Consider the following 16,628-nt stretch of genomic DNA (forward strand, 5'->3'; position numbering starts at 1 on the left):
CGCCCGCCGGAGCGGGCCGGACGTAGCCTGCGGGCATGTCCGCCTCCTCCGCCTCCTCCGCTTCCTCCGCGCTCAGCCTTCCCACCCGCGTCGACGGCGACCCGGACCGGGTCGCGCTGGTCGTCCCCGGCGTCGGCTACTCGCCCGCCCGTCCGCTGCTGCACTTCGCCTCCGCCGTCCTGGCCCGGCACGGTTGGACGGTCCAGGAGCTGTGGTGGCGGATCCCGGACGAGTTCGTCGAGTTCACGATCGAGCAGCGGATCGCCTGGGTCGAGCGGCAGGTCGGCGCGGCCGTCGACGCCGAGGGCGGCGCCTGCCGCCTGCTGGTCGGCAAGTCGCTGGGCTCCCTGGCCGCCGGCCTCGCCGCGGACCGCGCCCTCCCGGCCGCCTGGCTCACCCCGGTGCTCACCGTCGACCAGGTGGCCCGCGCCCTCCACCGGGCCACCGCACCGACCCTCCTGATCGGCGGCAGCGCCGACAGGCTGTGGGACCGGAACGTTGCCGACGCCACCGGCCATCAGGTCCTGGAACTCCCCGCCGCCGACCATGGCCTCGAACTCCCGGACGACCCGACCGGATCCGTCGACCTGCTCCGCACAGCCGTCGCCCGCCTGGACACCTTCATCGGCGCACTGACCCCGGCCGTGGAACCTGCGCCTAGGCGGGGGCGCCGCCGGGCTCGACGTCCGACGTCGAGCCCGGTGCGGTGATCGGCAGGTCACGTCCCTCGGCCGCTTCGGCGAGGCGTTTGTCGTACGTCACAAAAGCGGTGAGCGCATGCTCCAGGTGTTCGGCGCCGGCGAGGTGAATGGCGTCGAGCGTCCCCAGGTGCCGGGTGGGGAAGCTGCCGGCGGCTCGGAGGATCGGATCGGAGAGCCGGATGCGGAGCATTCGGTCGAGCAGGTCCGCCGCAGCATCGTGCAACTGCTGCGGCGCACCGATCCTGATGAGCGCGCGCGGGACCTCGACCTGGGCCAGCGCACTGGTCGCATGGCCCTCGGAGCCGTGTGACGAGAGGAACGTTCGCAGTGCGGAGGACTCCGTCTCCGGGAGGAGGAGCTTGAGGATCGCGCAGGAGTCGAGGTAGATCAACGGTCTTCTTCCTCGCGCATCCTGTGGAGGGCCTCGGTCGCGGACGGGAGCCGGATGTTGATCGTGGGTGGGACCCAGTCGGCCAGTCCACGGGCGGTGGCGGCGTTCTCCGGGTCGATGGTGCCGTCGCGTACGAGATCCTCCAGGACCCGCTGCTCCGGGTCAGGCGGTGCGAGTACGGCGATCAGCCGCCCGTTGCGGGTGATCTCGATGCGCTCCCCGGCTGCGACCCGGTCGATCAGTTCGCTGGCATGTTGCTGGAGCTGCCGGATGGGGACTCTGGCCGTCATGCGACTCACGGTAGGGCGGATCGTGCGGCGATTGCGCGCAGCGTGCGTCGGGTTCACCCGGACGAGCGTCACCCCCGCTCCGGGCGCCCCCGCTCCGGGAGCCCCCGGCCGGGGAAGCCGTGGCGGCGCGCCGCCGTGGTCACGGCCAGGGCGAGGGCCAGCAGGGCCAGGGCCGACCAGGGCAGGGACCGCGGCCCGGCGTGGTCGAGGAGGAGGCCGCCGGCGGACGCGGCGGCGGCGATGCCGAGGTTCCAGCAGGTGACCAGCAGGGACTGGGCGAGGTCGGCGGCCGTGTCGGCGGCGTCGGCGACGGCGGTCTGCAGCAGGGTGGCGGCGCCGCCGAAGCCGAGGCCCCAGACCGCGGCGGCGGCGTAGACGGGCCAGGGCGACGAGCCGAGCAGGGCGCCGGCGAGGGTCAGGGTCGCGGCGCCGACGAGGAGGCAGGCGGTGAGGGTCAGGGTGCGCAGGTGCCGGTCGATCAGGGCTCCGGTGACGGCGATGCTCACCAGCGAGGCCAGGCCGAGGACGAGCAGTACGGTGTCGGTCCGCCCGCCGAGGTGCAGCGGTTCGAGCAGTGCCGCGACGTAGGTGTAGAGGACGTTGTGGGCGAGGACGAAGGTCGCGGTGACGGCCAGGACGGCCGCCACGCCGGGGATCCGTACGACCTGCCGGAGCGGCAGCCGGTCGTGTTCGGCCCGGCCGGGGACCGGGGGGACGGCCGCGGCGATCCAGCCGACGAGGGCGAGCGCGAGGACGCTCATCAGCCCGAAGGCGACGCGCCACCCGGCGGCCCCGGCGAGCAGGGTGCCGGCCGGGACCCCGACGGACAGGGCGACCGTGGCGCCGCCCATCGCGACGGCCATGGCCCGTCCGCGCTGTTCGGGCGCGACGATGCTGCGGGCGTACCCGGCCAGCAGGGCCCAGAGCATTCCGGCGACCAGGCCCGCCGCGAAGCGGGCGGCCATGGTGAGCGGGTAGCTGCCGGAGACCGCGGTGACGGCGTTAGCGACGGTGAAGCCGCCGACGGCGAGGAGCAGCAGTCGCTTGCGCGGCCGGCCGGCGGTGGCGGCGGTCAGCGGGATGGCGGCCGCGATGGAGCCGACCGCGTAGAGGGTGACGGACTGTCCGGCACCGGACTGGCTGACGCCGAGGTCCCTGCTCATCGCGGGCAGGACGCCGGCGGGCAGCGCCTCGGTCATCAGGGTGATGAACCCGCCGGTGCTCAGGGCGAGCAGCGCCGGCCAGGGCAGTCGGGCCGGTGGTGCCTCCCTCGCCGGGCCGGGCGAAGGTGTCGGGGTGGGGCCACCGGGCGTGGTCGGGGTCGTCATCGGGGAAGCGGGGGAAGGGAGTTCGTGCGTCGGCATGTGACCGATCGTCTATCGTTGACATGGATGTCAAGGTCCAGCCGGAGCGGCCCGGCTCCGACGTGAGGGTGGTCACATGCGGATCGGCGAACTGGCCAGGCTGACGGAGACCTCACCGCGCCTGCTGCGCTACTACGAGAAGCAGGGCCTGATCATCCCGCGCCGCGAGGCGAACGGGTACCGGGACTACGAGGACTCCCTGGTGGACCGGGTGCTCCAGATCCGCGGACTGCTGGACGCGGGGCTGCCGACCAGGATCATCAAGCAGATCCTGCCCTGCCTGGACGCCCCGCGGAAGATCCACTTCGCGGACGCCACCCCGGAGATGCTCGACACCCTGGAGTCCGAGACCGAGCGGATGACCCGCCGCATCCACTGCCTGACCCGCAACCGCGACGCCATCCTGGAGTACCTGTCCGTGGTCAGGGAACTCGCCTGACCGTACGGGCGGTTCCGGGCGGCGGGACGGCCCCGCGACCGGCGGGAACCGGTCGCGGGGCCGTGCGTCGTCGCCCGGGCCCGTGGGCCCGCGGGGCTCAGCCGATCGAGCGGGGCAGGCGGGTGGTCAGGTACAGCACGGTGAAGGAGCCCAGCAGCTGGACGCCGAGGCACAGGGCGAGCGCGCGGCCCATGCCGAGGCTGGGGGAGAGCGACAGGTAGAGGGTGCCGAGGGTGGCCACGCCGAGGGCGAGGCTGGACTGCTGGCCGGTGGCGAGGACGCCGCTGCCGACGCCGGCCCGGGCGGCGGGCACCTTGGCGAGCACGACCCGGAACAGCGGGGTGCCGATCAGGCCCTGGCCGATGCCCGCGAGGGCGACGCCGGGGGCCATCCGCAGCGGGGAGAAGTGGTCCGCGTCGGCGAGCACGGTCAGCGCGATGGTGGTGAGGCCGAGGGCCTGGACGACGGCGCCGGCGCTGAGCACCCGGCTGCCCCAGCGGCCGATCAGCCGCGGGCCGGAGAGCGAGGCGGTGAAGTAGCCGACGGCCATCGGGACGAGCGCCCAGCCGGCGGCGACCACGCCGAGCCGCAGGCCCTGCTGGAGGGCGACGGCGATGACGAACATGAAGCCGCCGAAGCCGGCGAAGTAGGGCAGCGCGATGCCGAGGCCGCGCCGCATCTCGGGGATCCGCAGCAGGCTGGGCGGCACCAGCGGGGTGTCGCCGCGCCGCTCGGCGCGGCGCTCGACCAGGGCGAAGGCGGTGGCGAACACCGGGAACAGGGCGAGCAGCACCCACGACCAGAGCGGCCAGCCGGCCGCGCGGCCCTCCATCAGGGGGACGAGCAGGGAGAGCAGGGAGGCGGTGAGCAGCACGGTGCCGGGCACGTCGACGGCGGCGGCCCGGGTGGCCCGGCTCTCCGGCACGTACCGGACGGCGAGGACGACGGCGAGCAGCGCGAACGGGACGTTCAGCAGGAAGACCGAGCGCCAGCCGGTGCCGAACAGGTCGGCGGCGACGAGCATCCCGCCGAGCACCTGGCCGATCACCACGGAGATGCCGCCGACCGCGCCGTAGACGCTGAGCGCGCGGCCGCGCCGGGCGCCGTCGGTGGCGGCGGTGATGGTGCCGAGCACCTGCGGGATCAGCAGCGCGGCCGAGGCGCCCTGGGCGGCCCGGGCGGCGACCAGGGACCACGCGTCGGGGGCGAGGCCGCAGGCCAGCGAGGTGACGGCGAAGGCGGCGGCCCCGATGACGAACAGCCGGCGGCGGCCGAAGGTGTCGCCGAGCCGCCCGCCGAGGACGAGCAGGACGGCGAAGGCGATGCCGTAGCCGGCGGCGACGAGTTCCAGCACCGCCGGTCCGGCGGCCAGGTCCTTGTCGATGGTGGGCAGGGCGACGTTCACGATGAAGAAGTCGAGCATCGGCAGGAAGGCCCCGAGCAGGACGGTGACCAGCCCGGCGGTGCCGAGGGCGGGGGTGTGCGGAGCGGTGGCCTGCGGAGTGGTGGTGCGCGGAGCGGTGGTGCGGGCGGTGCGGTGCGGGGCCGGGGCGACGGCGAGTCGTTGAGTCACGGGTCATACGATCCGCCGCCTCCCAGCCTGGTACCAGAGTGTGGTTATCCAGGTATGAGGAGTACCTGGCAACAGGCTGCGGCGTGCCGCATGCTGGGGAGCATGAGCCTGATGACCCCGGCCGCGCAAGCCCGTCCCGGTGCCGCCGTGCCGCACCGCGCCACACCCGACGAAGCCCGCCGGCACGACCTGGCGGCGTTCCTGCGCAGCCGCCGCGAGCGGATCGCGCCCGAGCAGGTGGGCCTGCCGCTGACCGGCCGCCGCCGCACCCCGGGGCTGCGCCGGGAGGAGGTGGCGCAGCTGGCCGCGGTGGGGGTGACCTGGTACACGTGGCTGGAGCAGGGGCGGGACATCCAGGTGTCCGCCCAGGTGCTGGACGCGGTGGCGCGGGCGCTGCTGCTGGACCCGAGCGAGCGGGCGCACCTGTTCACCCTGGCCGGCGCGGACGATCCGGCGCCGGTGCGGGAGTGCCCCTCGGTGACGCCGAGCGTGCGGCTGGTGCTGGATCAGCTGGCGCCCTACCCGGCCGCCGCGGTCAACTCCCGCTACGACATCCTGGCGCACAACGTGCCGTACACCGCCATCGTCGGCGACCTCGGGGAGCTGCCCCCGGAGGAGCGGAACCTGATGTGGCTGGCGTTCACCCCCTCCCGCTTCCGCGACGTGCTGATCGACCACCGGACGGAGCGCCTCGGCATGGTGGCCCGGTTCCGCGCCGCGATGGCCGACCACTCCGCCGAGCCCGCCTGGAAGGCGCTGCTGGCCCGGCTGCGCAAGGCCTCGCCGGACTTCGAGGAGGCGTGGCAGCGGCACGAGGTGATGCGGCCGGGCAACGGGATCAAGCGTTTCCAGGTGCCGGGCGTGGGCCTGCTGCGCTGCGAGTACACCAACTTCTGGCTCGGCCCCCGGCTCGGGACGCGCCTGATCAGCTACACCCCGCTGGACGAGGAGACCCGCCTCCTGATGGACCGGCTGCCGACGCGGCGCTAGCCGCGCACCGCCGCTCCGCGTACCGCTAGCCGCGCACCGCCGCTCCGCGGACGGCCCCGCGTACCGCCCCGGGTATCGCCTCGCGCCCGAGCAGTAGGCAGACCGCCGCCAGCGGCAGTTCGACGCAGCAGGCCATCACCAGCGCGGCGAGCACCGCGTGCCCCGGCCCGGCGCAGGCGATGTCGGCCAGGGCGTCCCCGGCCAGCAGCAGCGCCACCACCGCGCCCGCCCACAGCGCGGCGGGGCTGCGCCGGCGCAGCAGCGTGTCCAGCGAGAGCAGCGCGGCGAACTCCGCGAGGTCCAGCACCACCCACGGGGTCTCGTGGTTGACGGCCAGGACCATCAGCCAGGGCAGCAGCCCGAAGGCGGCCAGCCGCGGCAGCCGCCGGAACCGCTCCGGCAGGACGTACGCCGGAGCGGCGGAGGCGAACACCGCACTCATGCCGTACCTCCGGTCCGCACACGCTCCAGCGCGAGCCGCTCGACCGGCCCGCCCGCCGAGTGCCGGACCAGCACCGCGTCGAACGGCCCCTCGGCCAGGGCGAGCCAGAACTGCCCGGCCACCGTGACCACTTCGCCCACCGCCGCCCGGACGGTGCCGAACAGCCGCCGCCCGCCGGTGAACACCACCGAGGGCGCCCGGCCGTCGGTGGGCAGCCGCCCCCAGGCGAGCACGTGCGAGCCGCCACCGGTGGACGGGCTGCGCCGCGCGCCGCGGACGAGTTGCGGGGCGAGCCGGGCGGCGACCAGGACGTCGGCCAACTCGCCGTGCTGGTACAGCTCCAACGCGGCCCGGCCGCGGCCGGACCCGACGCTGCGGACCGACCAGGGCCCGGCCCCGGCGGGCAGCGTCCCCTCCGGCCCCGGCGCCGGGCGGAGCGCGCCCCCGGGAACACCCCCGTGGTTCCCGGGGACGGGCCGCCCGTGCGGCGGGGTGGCGGAGTGCGATGCGGTGCTCGTCATGTCCCCAAGCCTCCCGCCGCGAGGGGGGTCCTGTCGGTGGTGCTCCACACCGAATCGGGGGTGTATCCAGCTACACCCCCGGCGGGTACCCCCCTTCATGGCGGCCGTTGATCACCGGGCCCTACGCTGTCCGGCATGCCCTCCACCACGTTGCGCCGAGCGCTCGTCAGGAGCCTCGGGCGACCACCGTGGTCCGCCGGGGCCTGGCGGGACGCCCGCTTCATAGCCGCCGGAACACCCGTGGCCGCGCCGGTCTGGCTGGCGGTGACCGAGCCCAGCCTGCTCTTCCCGGTCCTCGCGGTCGTGCTGGTCTGCTCCCGCTGGCTCACCGCCCTCCAGCGCGGTCGGCTGCGTGCCCTCCGCGGCGTGGAGGTGCCGCCGCCCGGCGCGCCCGCGGGCCTGCGGCTGGGCCGGCTGCGGCTCGGTCTGGCCTGGCGTCAGCTCGGCTACCACCTGCTGATCGGCCCGGTGCTGGCGCTCTGCGCGGTGGCCGCCGTGTACGTCTGGGGCATCGCCCTGGTGCTGACCACCCTGTACGCCTGGGTCTGGCTGCTGCCGCCCGAAGCGGGGCTGCGCGGCGAGCTGGCCGGTCTGGACGTGGCGCTCACCGTGTTCGGCGTGCTGCTGCTGGCGGCGGCGCCCTGGCTGACGACGCTGACCGCCCGCTTGGAGGTCCGCTCGGCGCAGCTCCTGCTCGGGCCCAACCGGGCGGAGAAGCTGGAGCGCCGGGTCGAGGAGATCGCCGAGTCCCGGGCCGGTCTGGTGGACGCGGTGGACGCCGAGCGCCGCCGGATCGAGCGGGACCTGCACGACGGCGCCCAGCAGCGCCTCACCTCCCTCGCGATGAACCTGGGCCTGGCCCGGCGCACCCTCAAGGACTGCCCGCCCGACGCCATGCAGGTGATCGTCGCGGCGCACGAGGAGGCGCAGGCGGCCATCGACGAGCTGCGCGACCTGGTCCGCGGCCTGCATCCGGCCGTCCTGGAGGACCGCGGGCTGGACGCCGCGCTGTCCGGCATCGCGGCCCGGGCCCCGCTGCCGGTGCGGCTGGACGTCGAGCTGTCCGAGCGGATCGCCCCGACCGTCGAGGCGGTCGCCTACTTCACCGTCGCCGAGGCGCTCACCAACGTGGCCAAGCACGCCCGGGCCGAGCAGGTCGACGTCTCGGTGCGGACGACCGGCGGCCGGCTGCGCCTGGTCGTCAGCGACGACGGCGTGGGCGGCGCGGACGCCTCGCGCGGCACCGGGCTCACCGGTCTGCGCCAGCGCGCGGCCTCGGTCGACGGGACGCTGTCCGTTCTCAGCCCCCTCGGGGGTCCCACCACCATCACCGTGGAGTTGCCGTGCGTGCTGTGATCGCCGAGGACTCGGTCCTGCTGAGGGTCGGCCTGGTCAAGGTCCTGGAGGCGGTGGGCTTCGAGGTGGTGGCCGCCGTCGGGGACGCCGTCGAACTGCTGGCCGCCGTCGAGGAGCACCGTCCGGGGGTGGTGGTCGCGGACGTCCGGATGCCGCCGGGCTTCCACGACGAGGGGGTCAAGGCGGCGATGGTGATCCGGCAGCAGTGGCCGGAGACCGCGGTGCTGCTGCTGTCCCAGTTCGTGGAGGAGCGGTACGCGGCGGACCTGCTGGCCACCAACACCAGTGGTGTCGGCTACCTGTTGAAGCAGCGGGTGGCCAATGTGGACGACTTCGTGGAGGCGCTGCAGCGGGTCGCCGACGGCGGCACCGCGCTGGACCCGGAGGTGGTGGCCCAGCTGCTGGTGCGCCGGCACCGGGATCCGCTGGAGAAGCTGACCCCGCGCGAGCGGGACGTGCTCTCGCTGATGGCGGAGGGCCGTTCCAACGCGGCGATCGCGGCCGCCCTGGTGGTCAGCGACAGCGCGGTGGCCAAGCACATCAACTCGATCTTCACCAAGCTGGACCTCCCGCCGGCCGACGACAGCCACCGCCGGGTGATGGCGGTGCTGCGCTTCCTGGAGGTCACGTGAGCGCGCGGTCCACCAGGGCGTGGCGGATCACCGGGGTGCTCGCCCTGGTGTTCGTGCTGGTCATGGGCGCGGCGCAGACCATGGCGCTGGTGGCCCGGCAGTCGCGGACCGAGCAGCAGACGTTCGTCACCGCCGTCCGCAAGCTGCAGCTGGCGACGAGCAGCGCGTCGGTGCGGATCACGCCGGGCGTGGAGGGCCGGGTCGTGGTGCGCAAGAACCTCGACTGGACGGTCTCCGAGCCCCGGGTGCGCGCCGATGTGGTCGGCGACACGATGACGGTCGGTGTGGAGTGCCGGCGTTCCCTGCCCTTCTACAACTGCGGCGCCTCGATCGAGCTGGAGGTGCCCGCGGGGACGGAGGTCGCCGGCACGGTGACCTCGGGGTCGGTCGAGGTGTCGGACCTCAGCGGCGCGGTCCGGCTGGACGGGACCTCCGGCGCGATCCTCCTGCACGGGCTGTCCGGCCCGGTCCGCGCCCGCACCACGTCCGGGATGACCCAGGGCCGGGACCTCTCCTCGGCGCGGGCGGAGGTGTCCAGCACCTCCGGGTCGGTGGACCTGACCTTCCGGTCGGCGCCGCAGGACGTGAAGGTGAGCACCGGCTCCGGCTCGGTGACCGTGCAGGTGCCGAAGGGCAGCCGCTACCGGATCAACGGCGGGACGGGTTCGGGCAGCAGCACCATCGACCCGGCCCTGGGCGACGCCGCCAGCAGCAGGAGCCTGGAGGCCGACGTCGGCTCGGGCTCCCTGGACATCGGCTACCGCCCCGATCCGGAGTAGGTGGGGCCGGCTCACCCGGGTGGGGGACAATGGAGAGTCCCGTCCCCTGCTACCCGAGGTCAGCCGCGCATGACAGCCACGCCCGCACCCACCGCGACCGAGACCGAGTTCGCGCCGCTGGACATCGGCCCGATCCGGGTGTGGCCGCCCGTCGTGCTGGCGCCGATGGCCGGCATCACCAACGCCCCGTTCCGCACCCTGTGCCGCGAGCAGAGCGGCGGCAAGGGCCTGTACGTGTCGGAGATGATCACCACCCGGGCGCTGGTCGAGCGCAATGCCAAGACCATGCAGCTGATCAAGTTCGACCCGAGTGAGAAGCCGCGCTCGATCCAGCTGTACGGGGTGGATCCGGTGACCGTCGGCAAGGCGGCCCGGATGATCTCGGACGAGGGCCTGGCCGACCACATCGACCTCAACTTCGGCTGCCCCGTCCCCAAGGTGACCCGCAAGGGCGGCGGCTCGGCGCTGCCGTACAAGCGCAACCTGCTGCGCGAGATCCTCCGCGAGGCCGTCGCCAACGCCGGGGACCTGCCGGTGACCATGAAGATGCGCAAGGGCATCGACGACGACCACCTGACCTTCCTGGACGCGGGCCGGATCGGCGCCGAGGAGGGCGTGGCCGCGATCGCCCTGCACGGGCGCACCGCCGCCCAGCACTACGGCGGTACGGCCGACTGGTCGGCGATCGCCCGGCTGCGCGAGTCCGTCCCGGCGCACGTCCCGGTGCTGGGCAACGGGGACATCTGGTCGGCCGGGGACGCGCTGCGGATGATGCGGGAGACCGGCTGCGACGGCGTGGTGGTGGGCCGCGGCTGCCTGGGCCGCCCGTGGCTGTTCAAGGACCTGGTCTCGATCTTCGAGGGCGACGTCGACCAGGCCCGCCCCGACTTCGGCTACGTGGCCCGGGCGATGGTGCGCCACGCCCAGCTGCTCGGCGAGTGGCTGGGGGACGAGGCGCGCGGCGTGGTCGACTTCCGCAAGCACGTCGCCTGGTACACCAAGGGCTTCTCGGTCGGTTCCGAGCTGCGGGTGAGGCTGGCGAACTCCTCCTCGCTGGCCGAACTGGCCGGGACCCTCGCCCAGGTGGAGCAGACCCAGACCTGGCCGATCGGTGCGGACGGCCCGCGCGGGCGCACCAGCGGCAACGGCCGGGTGGTCCTGCCGGAGGGCTGGTTGGACGATCCGTACGACTGCGCCCGGCCGGGTGAGGACGCCGAATCGGACACCTCCGGCGGATGATCTAGCCGATCCGGCGAATTCGGCCCTCCGGGGCCGCTGGCCACCCGGGCCCAGCCCTCTTGTCCATTCTGGACAGGAGGGCTCCTTTTCGGCGTCCTGGTGTCACGGAACGGGCACGTTCCTGGACGCAGTGCGACGATTGACGCAGGCGTCCTACGTTCGAGCCGCGAGACGGGCTGGTGACGCTTGCCACACGCAGGAGCGACTGACGGCCGGTCAGTGGACGGAATGGACAGGTCGAGCGTGAATCGCTTCCCGAAGCCGGTTCGATGCCGATCGGCCGATCCGGGTGCAGGAAATCAAGCCGGGGCAACGCGACCGACCCGCGGTCGCTACCCAGCGTCCGAATCGGGCGATCTTCCTGTTTCCCCGCCTTCAAGACTTGAACGCTGGCTCGCGTCAGGGGGACGATTTCACCACCAGAGGTGAACGCCTTTATGTGCATTCGATCTAGCGGGTTACCACTCGGTACCGGCCTCATGTGGCCTATTCAGGGCAGAGAAGTGCCTTCGAAATGGGTATGTTCTCCGGCGTCAGGGCAACCGCGTACGAGGAGACCGACCCGTGCCGTCCCAGCAGAAGTTTGTTTACTCCTTCACCGAAGGAAACAAGGACCTCAAGGATCTTCTTGGCGGCAAGGGCGCGAACCTGGCCGAGATGACCAATCTGGGGCTCCCCGTCCCTCCGGGGTTCACCATCACCACCGACGCCTGCAAGGTCTTCCTGGAGACCGGTAGCGAGCCGTCCTCACTGCACGAGGAGATCAGCGCCCACCTGGACGCCCTCGAGCAGGAGATGGGCAAGAAGCTCGGCCAGGCCGACAACCCGCTGCTGGTCTCCGTCCGCTCCGGTGCCAAGTTCTCCATGCCCGGCATGATGGACACCGTCCTGAACATCGGCCTCTCCGACGCCTCGGTGGTCGGCCTGGCCGCCCAGTCCGGCAACGAGCGCTTCGCCTGGGACTCCTACCGCCGCCTGGTCCAGATGTTCGGCAAGACCGTGCTGGGCGTCGATGGCGAGCTGTTCGAGGAGGCCCTGGACGAGGCCAAGCACGCCAAGGGCACCGTCAACGACCTGGACCTGGACGCTTCCGACCTCCGGGAACTGGTCGAGGTGTTCAAGGGCATCGTCGAGCGCGAGACCGGCCGGCCCTTCCCGCAGGAGCCGCGCGAGCAGATGGACCTCGCCGTCCACGCCGTCTTCCACTCCTGGAACGGCGACCGCGCCCGGCTGTACCGCCGCCAGGAGCGCATCCCGAACGACCTGGGCACCGCGGTCAACGTCTGCACCATGGTCTTCGGCAACCTCGGCGAGGACTCCGGCACCGGCGTCGCCTTCACCCGCGACCCCTCCACCGGCGCCCAGGGCGTCTACGGCGACTACCTGTCCAACGCCCAGGGCGAGGACGTCGTCGCCGGCATCCGCAACACGCTGCAGCTGTCCGAGCTGGAGAAGCTCGACAAGAAGTCTTACGACGAGCTGATGGCGATCATGCAGAAGCTCGAGAACCACTACCGCGACCTCTGCGACATCGAGTTCACCATCGAGCGCGGCAAGCTCTGGATGCTCCAGACCCGGGTCGGCAAGCGCACCGCCGCGGCCGCCTTCCGGATCGCCGTCCAGCTGGTCGACCAGGGCCTGATCGACCTGGACGAGGCCCTGATGCGGGTCACCGGCGGCCAGCTGGCCCAGCTGATGTTCCCGCGCTTCGCCCCGACCGGTGAGTCCAAGCAGATCGGCTGGGGCCTGGCCGCCTCGCCCGGCGCCGCGATCGGCAAGGTCGTCTTCGACTCCTACACCGCCGTCAAGTGGTCCCGCTCCGGCGAGAAGGTCATCCTGGTCCGCCGCGAGACCAACCCGGACGACCTGGACGGCATGATCGCCGCCGAGGGCATCCTCACCTCGCGCGGCGGCAAGACCTCGCACGCCGCCGTCGTCGCCCGCGGCATGGGCAAGACCTGTGTCTGCGGTGCCGAGGAGCTGGAGGTCGACACCAAGTCGCGCAAGTTCACCACCGCCGACGGCCTGGTGGTGCACGAGGGTGACGTGGTCTCGATCGACGGCGCCAGCGGCAAGGTCTACCTCGGCGAGGTGCCCGTCCTGCCGTCCCCCGTGGTCGAGTACTTCGAGGGCACCCTGCACGCCGGCGCCGACGTCCAGGGCGGACTGGTCCAGGCCGTCCACCGGCTGATGTCGCACGCCGACGGCCGCCGCCGGCTCGCCGTGCGGGCCAACGCCGACAACGCCGAGGACGGCGGGCGCGCCCGCCGCTACGGCGCCCAGGGCATCGGCCTGTGCCGCACCGAGCACATGTTCCTCGGTGAGGAGCGCCGCAAGGAGGTCGAGCACCTGATCCTCGCGGACAACGACAAGGACCGCGAGCTCGCCCTGTCCACCCTGCTGCCGCTGCAGAAGGGCGACTTCCTGGAGCTCTTCCAGGCGATGGACGGGTTGCCCGTCACCGTCCGCCTGCTCGACCCGCCGCTGCACGAGTTCCTGCCGGACATCACCGAGCTGTCGGTGCGCGTCGCCCTCGCCGAGGCCCGCAAGGACCCGAACGAGAACGACCTGCGCCTGCTCCAGGCGGTGCACAAGCTGCACGAGCAGAACCCGATGCTCGGCCTGCGCGGCGTCCGCCTCGGCCTGGTCATCCCCGGCCTGTTCGGCATGCAGGTCCGGGCCATCGCCGAGGCCGCCGCCGAGCGCAAGCTGGCCGGCGGGGACCCGCGCCCCGAGGTGATGATCCCGCTGGTCGGCACCGTCCAGGAGCTGGAGCTGGTCCGCGACGAGTGCGAGCGGGTGCTCGCCGAGGTCGTCCAGTCCACCGGCGTCCAGCTGGACATCAAGCTCGGCACCATGATCGAGCTGCCGCGTGCCGCGGTGACCGCCGGTCAGATCGCCGAGGCCGCCGAGTTCTTCTCCTTCGGCACCAACGACCTGACCCAGACGGTCTGGGGCTTCTCCCGGGACGACGTGGAGGCCTCCTTCTTCACCGCCTACCTGGAGAAGGGCATCTTCGGGGTCTCCCCGTTCGAGACCATCGACCGGGACGGCGTCGGCTCGCTGGTCAAGCACGCCGTCGAGGCCGGCCGGGCCACCCGCCCCGACCTCAAGCTCGGCGTCTGCGGCGAGCACGGCGGCGACCCGGAGTCGGTGCACTTCTTCCACGAGGTGGGGCTGGACTACGTCTCCTGCTCCCCCTTCCGGATCCCGGTGGCGCGCCTGGAGGCAGGCCGCGCCGCCATCGAGTCGGCGGGCAGCGACTCGCGCTGAGAGGGTAGGCATCCCCTACTCACGCGCGGGTACGACTGACCGCTCACCCTCCCGTCGGGAGGGCGTACACCGGAGCTCGGCGCAGGAGAACCGGCGTACGTGACACGGCCGCCCGGACGCCGCCGCCTGCCAAGCTGGACCGCATGACCAGAAGCAAGAGCCCGCTCGTCGTCGTGGCCGTCCTGATCCTGGCCGTGCTCGCCGGAGTCGGCTACCTGCTCGCCGGCAAGGGCGGCAGCAACCACCCCAAGGCCGCCGCGAGCGCCACCACCACCGCGGGCGCCTCGGCCCCCAAGCCCTCGGCGCCCAAGCCGTCCCCGCCGGCCGGCGGCACCCCCGCCGCGGCCGGCACCTGGGTGCCCGCCGACCCGGCGCTGGCCGACGTCTGCCGCACCAAGCTCCCCAGCCAGGCCCAGGACACCCTCGGCCTGATCGCCAAGGGCGGCCCCTACCCGTACAACCGGGACGGCATCGTCTTCGAGAACCGCGAGAGCCGGCTGCCGAAGAAGGGCAACGGCTACTACCACGAGTTCACCGTGGTCACCCCGGGCTCCAACGACCGCGGCACCCGACGGGTCGTCACCGGCGGCGCGGGCGAGCAGTACTGGTCCGCCGACCACTACACGACCTTCCAGGAGATCGACCCGCGCTGCTGAGCGGCGAGTTCCTGGAAAGTACTTTCCAACTCGGAAAGGCGATGGCACAGTGGAGTCACCGTCACGTTCCGAGGGGGAAGCATGAGTGACTCCGTTCCCACCCCGCCGCTGTCCGCCGCCGAGGCGCTGCGCCTGGCCGACCGGGCCGGCGCGGCCGCCCGGCGGCCGGGCGAGGTGCCCCGCTGGTACGGACCGGCCTTCGCCTTCGCGTTCGCCGCCTACGGCCTGGGGATCGGTCAGGCCGTCGAAGCCCGGCAGTTCGCCCTGATCGGTGTGCTCGCAGGCGGCTTCGCCGCCCTGACCGGTGTCCTCGCCCGGGTCGCCGTGCGCAGCGACGGCATCGTCCGCCGGGGCGTGCCGGACGGCATCGGCGGCCCCGTCGCGCTCGCGGTCCTCGCGGTCTGCGCCGCATCGGCGGCCGGGATGCTGCTCGCCTGGCAGGCCGGCGGCGGCCCGCGCTGGATCGGCGGGGCCGCCGGGCTCGCGGCGGGCCTGACCTTCTGGACGGGCACCGACCGGCTCAACCGCAGGGTCCGGCGCTCGTGGGCGGCCGGCTGATGCCCGCCGCCCTCGACCCGCTGCTCCAGCACGCCACCCGGCTGACCGTGCTCGCCTTCCTCGGCGCCTGCCGCGAGGCCGAGTTCGGCGCCGTCCGGGACCACTGCGAGGTCTCCGACTCCGTCCTCAGCAAAGCTGCCACCGCCCTGGAGGAGGCCGGCTACCTCACGGTGAAGAAGGGCTACGTCGGCAAGCGCCCGCGCACCTGGCTCGCCGCCACCGCCGACGGCCGCACCGCCCTCGCCGCCCACCTCGCCGAACTCCAGCGGCTGGTCGCCGCCGCCGAGGCGGCGGGCGCCCAACACTCCTGAAAAGCAGCCGAGTTCACCGGGCCCGCCGCCAGCTGACCCGACCGTGCGGGCCGTGCGGGCCGGTGGTGACCAGGGCGGTCAGTTCGTGCAGCACCGGTGCCGGGTCGCGGCGGAGCTGGACCGGGGTGGTGCGCACCACCGGCAGGCCGGCGCCGGCCAGCCGGTTGGCGCGGGCCAGTCCGCGTTCGTGGTCGGCCGGGCGCAGGTGGTAGGCCCGGGAGTCGATCTCCAGCGCCACGCAGGCGTGCGGCCAGTAGGCGTCCGGCACGGCCAGGAAGCGACCGTCCAGGAACAGCACCGGATTCCACAGCGGCTCCGGCAGGCCCGCGTGGGCGAGCAGTTCGCGGGCCTCGCCCTCCACCACCGAGCGCACCCCGGCGGTGAGGTCCTCCACCACCCGGGCCACCTGCGGCAGTGCCAGCGCCCCCGGCCGGGTGAGCAACTGGTCCAGCAGCTCGCCGAGTTCGCAGTGCCGCCGCTGCAACGCCTCGGCGCACAGCGCCCGGAACCGGCGCTGCCCGGTCTCCCTCGGCGCCAGGTCCGCCAGCGCCCGCGCGACCGGGGCGCTCCACAGCCCGTCGTCCCGCTCGAAGCCGCCCGGCATCACCCCGGACGACCGGTGGATCCGGACGAACTCCTTCTCCCTGACCCGGCGTTGGCCGGGGATCAGGACATCGACCTCGGTCAGGTCGGCCGGGTGCCCGGCGCTCGGCAGTCCGGCGTCCGCCAGCACCGCGAACCCGGTCAGCAGCACCTCGCCGGGGTGCGGCTGCCGCCCCTTCGGGCTCGCGTACGCCAGGGCCGCCCGGAGTCGCTGATGGGTCGTCAACCTCCCGTTCTGCAGGCAGATCACCCGCGGCAGCACCTGCTGCCAGGGCCCGCCCGGCCGCAGCCGGTGGGCGATCGTGCCGGAGGGCACGCCGAGCCGGCGCAGCTGCGCCCGGGTGGCGATGTGCTGCTGGTCGGCGCCGAGCAGGGCGACGGGGTCGAGCGGATGCGCGCGGGTCATACCCCGGTGCTGCCCGCCCGGATCGGAGGTATGCGAAACGTCCCTCGTCAGGGGCGTTCCGGTAACGATGTTGACGAACCGGAGGGCGATCCGCTGTGCTGGGG

At 73.4% G+C, this 16,628-nt stretch carries 18 protein-coding genes; 11 read left to right on the top strand and 7 right to left on the bottom strand.

Going from position 1 to position 16,628, the window contains the following annotated elements:
- The first annotated feature begins 35 nt into the window (after positions 1-35).
- Positions 36-710: an alpha/beta fold hydrolase gene (locus tag ACZ58X_RS35665; RefSeq protein ID WP_470337724.1), complete on the top strand. Its 675-nt coding sequence runs from the start codon at positions 36-38 to the stop codon at positions 708-710.
- On the opposite strand, the gene ACZ58X_RS35670 is transcribed toward ACZ58X_RS35665, so the two are convergent.
- The 3 genes from ACZ58X_RS35670 to ACZ58X_RS35680 all read right to left on the bottom strand — a co-directional run bounded on the left by ACZ58X_RS35670 (position 658) and on the right by ACZ58X_RS35680 (position 2,710).
- On the bottom strand, positions 658-1,092 hold the full coding sequence (locus tag ACZ58X_RS35670; RefSeq protein WP_470337725.1) for a type II toxin-antitoxin system VapC family toxin: 435 nt from the start codon (positions 1,090-1,092) through the stop codon (positions 658-660). The two genes, ACZ58X_RS35665 and ACZ58X_RS35670, sit on opposite strands and share 53 nt — an antisense overlap.
- On the bottom strand, positions 1,089-1,382 hold the full coding sequence (locus ACZ58X_RS35675) for a type II toxin-antitoxin system Phd/YefM family antitoxin (RefSeq protein ID WP_470337726.1): 294 nt from the start codon (positions 1,380-1,382) through the stop codon (positions 1,089-1,091). Before ACZ58X_RS35675 ends, ACZ58X_RS35670 begins: the two co-directional genes overlap by 4 nt.
- Positions 1,383-1,450: 68 nt before the next feature.
- Positions 1,451-2,710, bottom strand: a complete 1,260-nt coding sequence (locus ACZ58X_RS35680; protein WP_470337727.1) for an MFS transporter — start codon at positions 2,708-2,710, stop codon at positions 1,451-1,453.
- 112 nt (positions 2,711-2,822) lie between these two features.
- Here ACZ58X_RS35680 and ACZ58X_RS35685 point away from each other — a divergent pair, with 112 nt between their 5' ends.
- The gene (locus tag ACZ58X_RS35685; protein ID WP_470337728.1) at positions 2,823-3,185 is read left to right on the top strand and encodes a MerR family transcriptional regulator; all 363 of its coding nucleotides are present in this window, start codon (positions 2,823-2,825) and stop codon (positions 3,183-3,185) included.
- 97 nt (positions 3,186-3,282) lie between these two features.
- Here the strand turns inward: ACZ58X_RS35685 and ACZ58X_RS35690 are convergent, their stop codons facing one another.
- Positions 3,283-4,758 carry an MFS transporter gene (locus tag ACZ58X_RS35690; protein ID WP_470337729.1) on the bottom strand — a complete coding sequence of 492 codons (1,476 nt, stop codon included), beginning with the start codon at positions 4,756-4,758 and terminating at the stop codon, positions 3,283-3,285.
- Positions 4,759-4,869: 111 nt separating this feature from the next.
- Here ACZ58X_RS35690 and ACZ58X_RS35695 point away from each other — a divergent pair, with 111 nt between their 5' ends.
- Entirely contained in the window at positions 4,870-5,748 is an 879-nt protein-coding gene (locus ACZ58X_RS35695) for a helix-turn-helix transcriptional regulator (protein ID WP_470337751.1), read from the top strand.
- Between the two features lie 25 nt (positions 5,749-5,773).
- Here ACZ58X_RS35695 and ACZ58X_RS35700 read toward each other — a convergent pair whose 3' ends face one another.
- Together ACZ58X_RS35700 and ACZ58X_RS35705 are read right to left on the bottom strand one after the other, a co-directional pair.
- Positions 5,774-6,190: a hypothetical protein gene (locus ACZ58X_RS35700; protein ID WP_470337730.1), complete on the bottom strand. Its 417-nt coding sequence runs from the start codon at positions 6,188-6,190 to the stop codon at positions 5,774-5,776.
- Complete coding sequence (locus ACZ58X_RS35705; RefSeq protein WP_470337731.1) at positions 6,187-6,711, bottom strand: hypothetical protein; 525 nt, start codon at positions 6,709-6,711, stop codon at positions 6,187-6,189. Before ACZ58X_RS35705 ends, ACZ58X_RS35700 begins: the two co-directional genes overlap by 4 nt.
- A 135-nt stretch (positions 6,712-6,846) precedes the next feature.
- On the opposite strand from ACZ58X_RS35705, the gene ACZ58X_RS35710 reads away from it, so the two are divergent.
- The 8 genes from ACZ58X_RS35710 (at position 6,847) to ACZ58X_RS35745 (ending at position 15,515) form a co-directional block, all read left to right on the top strand.
- Entirely contained in the window at positions 6,847-8,067 is a 1,221-nt protein-coding gene (locus ACZ58X_RS35710; protein WP_470337732.1) for a sensor histidine kinase, read from the top strand.
- A complete protein-coding gene (locus ACZ58X_RS35715) occupies positions 8,055-8,699 on the top strand; it encodes a response regulator (RefSeq protein ID WP_470337733.1) in 645 nt (214 codons plus the stop codon). The genes ACZ58X_RS35710 and ACZ58X_RS35715 overlap by 13 nt, the downstream gene beginning before the upstream one ends.
- On the top strand, positions 8,696-9,478 hold the full coding sequence (locus ACZ58X_RS35720) for a DUF4097 family beta strand repeat-containing protein (protein WP_470337734.1): 783 nt from the start codon (positions 8,696-8,698) through the stop codon (positions 9,476-9,478). Before ACZ58X_RS35715 ends, ACZ58X_RS35720 begins: the two co-directional genes overlap by 4 nt.
- Before the next feature lie 69 nt (positions 9,479-9,547).
- A complete protein-coding gene (gene dusB, locus ACZ58X_RS35725) occupies positions 9,548-10,717 on the top strand; it encodes a tRNA dihydrouridine synthase DusB (protein WP_470337735.1) in 1,170 nt (389 codons plus the stop codon).
- A 564-nt stretch (positions 10,718-11,281) separates the two neighbouring features.
- Positions 11,282-13,990, top strand: a complete 2,709-nt coding sequence (gene ppdK / locus ACZ58X_RS35730) for a pyruvate, phosphate dikinase (RefSeq protein ID WP_470337736.1) — start codon at positions 11,282-11,284, stop codon at positions 13,988-13,990.
- 143 nt (positions 13,991-14,133) lie between these two features.
- A complete protein-coding gene (locus ACZ58X_RS35735) occupies positions 14,134-14,646 on the top strand; it encodes a ribonuclease (RefSeq protein ID WP_470337737.1) in 513 nt (170 codons plus the stop codon).
- Positions 14,647-14,727: 81 nt separating this feature from the next.
- On the top strand, positions 14,728-15,204 hold the full coding sequence (locus ACZ58X_RS35740) for a hypothetical protein (RefSeq protein WP_470337738.1): 477 nt from the start codon (positions 14,728-14,730) through the stop codon (positions 15,202-15,204).
- Positions 15,204-15,515: a transcriptional regulator gene (locus ACZ58X_RS35745; RefSeq protein WP_470337739.1), complete on the top strand. Its 312-nt coding sequence runs from the start codon at positions 15,204-15,206 to the stop codon at positions 15,513-15,515. Before ACZ58X_RS35740 ends, ACZ58X_RS35745 begins: the two co-directional genes overlap by 1 nt.
- A gap of 13 nt (positions 15,516-15,528) precedes the next feature.
- On the opposite strand, the gene ACZ58X_RS35750 is transcribed toward ACZ58X_RS35745, so the two are convergent.
- On the bottom strand, positions 15,529-16,524 hold the full coding sequence (locus ACZ58X_RS35750; RefSeq protein ID WP_470337740.1) for a hypothetical protein: 996 nt from the start codon (positions 16,522-16,524) through the stop codon (positions 15,529-15,531).
- Between the last annotated feature and the right edge of the window lie 104 nt (positions 16,525-16,628).

Source organism: Kitasatospora sp. NPDC040550 (genome assembly GCF_055594965.1).

Coding starts and splice junctions, on each gene's coding strand:
- ACZ58X_RS35735 (WP_470337737.1), top strand. CDS start 14,134: ATGACCAGAAGCAAGAGCCCGCTCGTCGTCGTGGCCGTCCTGATCCTG.
- dusB (WP_470337735.1), top strand. CDS start 9,548: ATGACAGCCACGCCCGCACCCACCGCGACCGAGACCGAGTTCGCGCCG.
- ACZ58X_RS35700 (WP_470337730.1), bottom strand. CDS start 6,190: ATGAGTGCGGTGTTCGCCTCCGCCGCTCCGGCGTACGTCCTGCCGGAG.
- ACZ58X_RS35705 (WP_470337731.1), bottom strand. CDS start 6,711: ATGACGAGCACCGCATCGCACTCCGCCACCCCGCCGCACGGGCGGCCC.
- ACZ58X_RS35685 (WP_470337728.1), top strand. CDS start 2,823: ATGCGGATCGGCGAACTGGCCAGGCTGACGGAGACCTCACCGCGCCTG.
- ACZ58X_RS35665 (WP_470337724.1), top strand. CDS start 36: ATGTCCGCCTCCTCCGCCTCCTCCGCTTCCTCCGCGCTCAGCCTTCCC.
- ACZ58X_RS35750 (WP_470337740.1), bottom strand. CDS start 16,524: ATGACCCGCGCGCATCCGCTCGACCCCGTCGCCCTGCTCGGCGCCGAC.
- ACZ58X_RS35675 (WP_470337726.1), bottom strand. CDS start 1,382: ATGACGGCCAGAGTCCCCATCCGGCAGCTCCAGCAACATGCCAGCGAA.
- ACZ58X_RS35695 (WP_470337751.1), top strand. CDS start 4,870: ATGACCCCGGCCGCGCAAGCCCGTCCCGGTGCCGCCGTGCCGCACCGC.
- ACZ58X_RS35710 (WP_470337732.1), top strand. CDS start 6,847: ATGCCCTCCACCACGTTGCGCCGAGCGCTCGTCAGGAGCCTCGGGCGA.
- ACZ58X_RS35745 (WP_470337739.1), top strand. CDS start 15,204: ATGCCCGCCGCCCTCGACCCGCTGCTCCAGCACGCCACCCGGCTGACC.
- ACZ58X_RS35740 (WP_470337738.1), top strand. CDS start 14,728: ATGAGTGACTCCGTTCCCACCCCGCCGCTGTCCGCCGCCGAGGCGCTG.
- ACZ58X_RS35680 (WP_470337727.1), bottom strand. CDS start 2,710: ATGACGACCCCGACCACGCCCGGTGGCCCCACCCCGACACCTTCGCCC.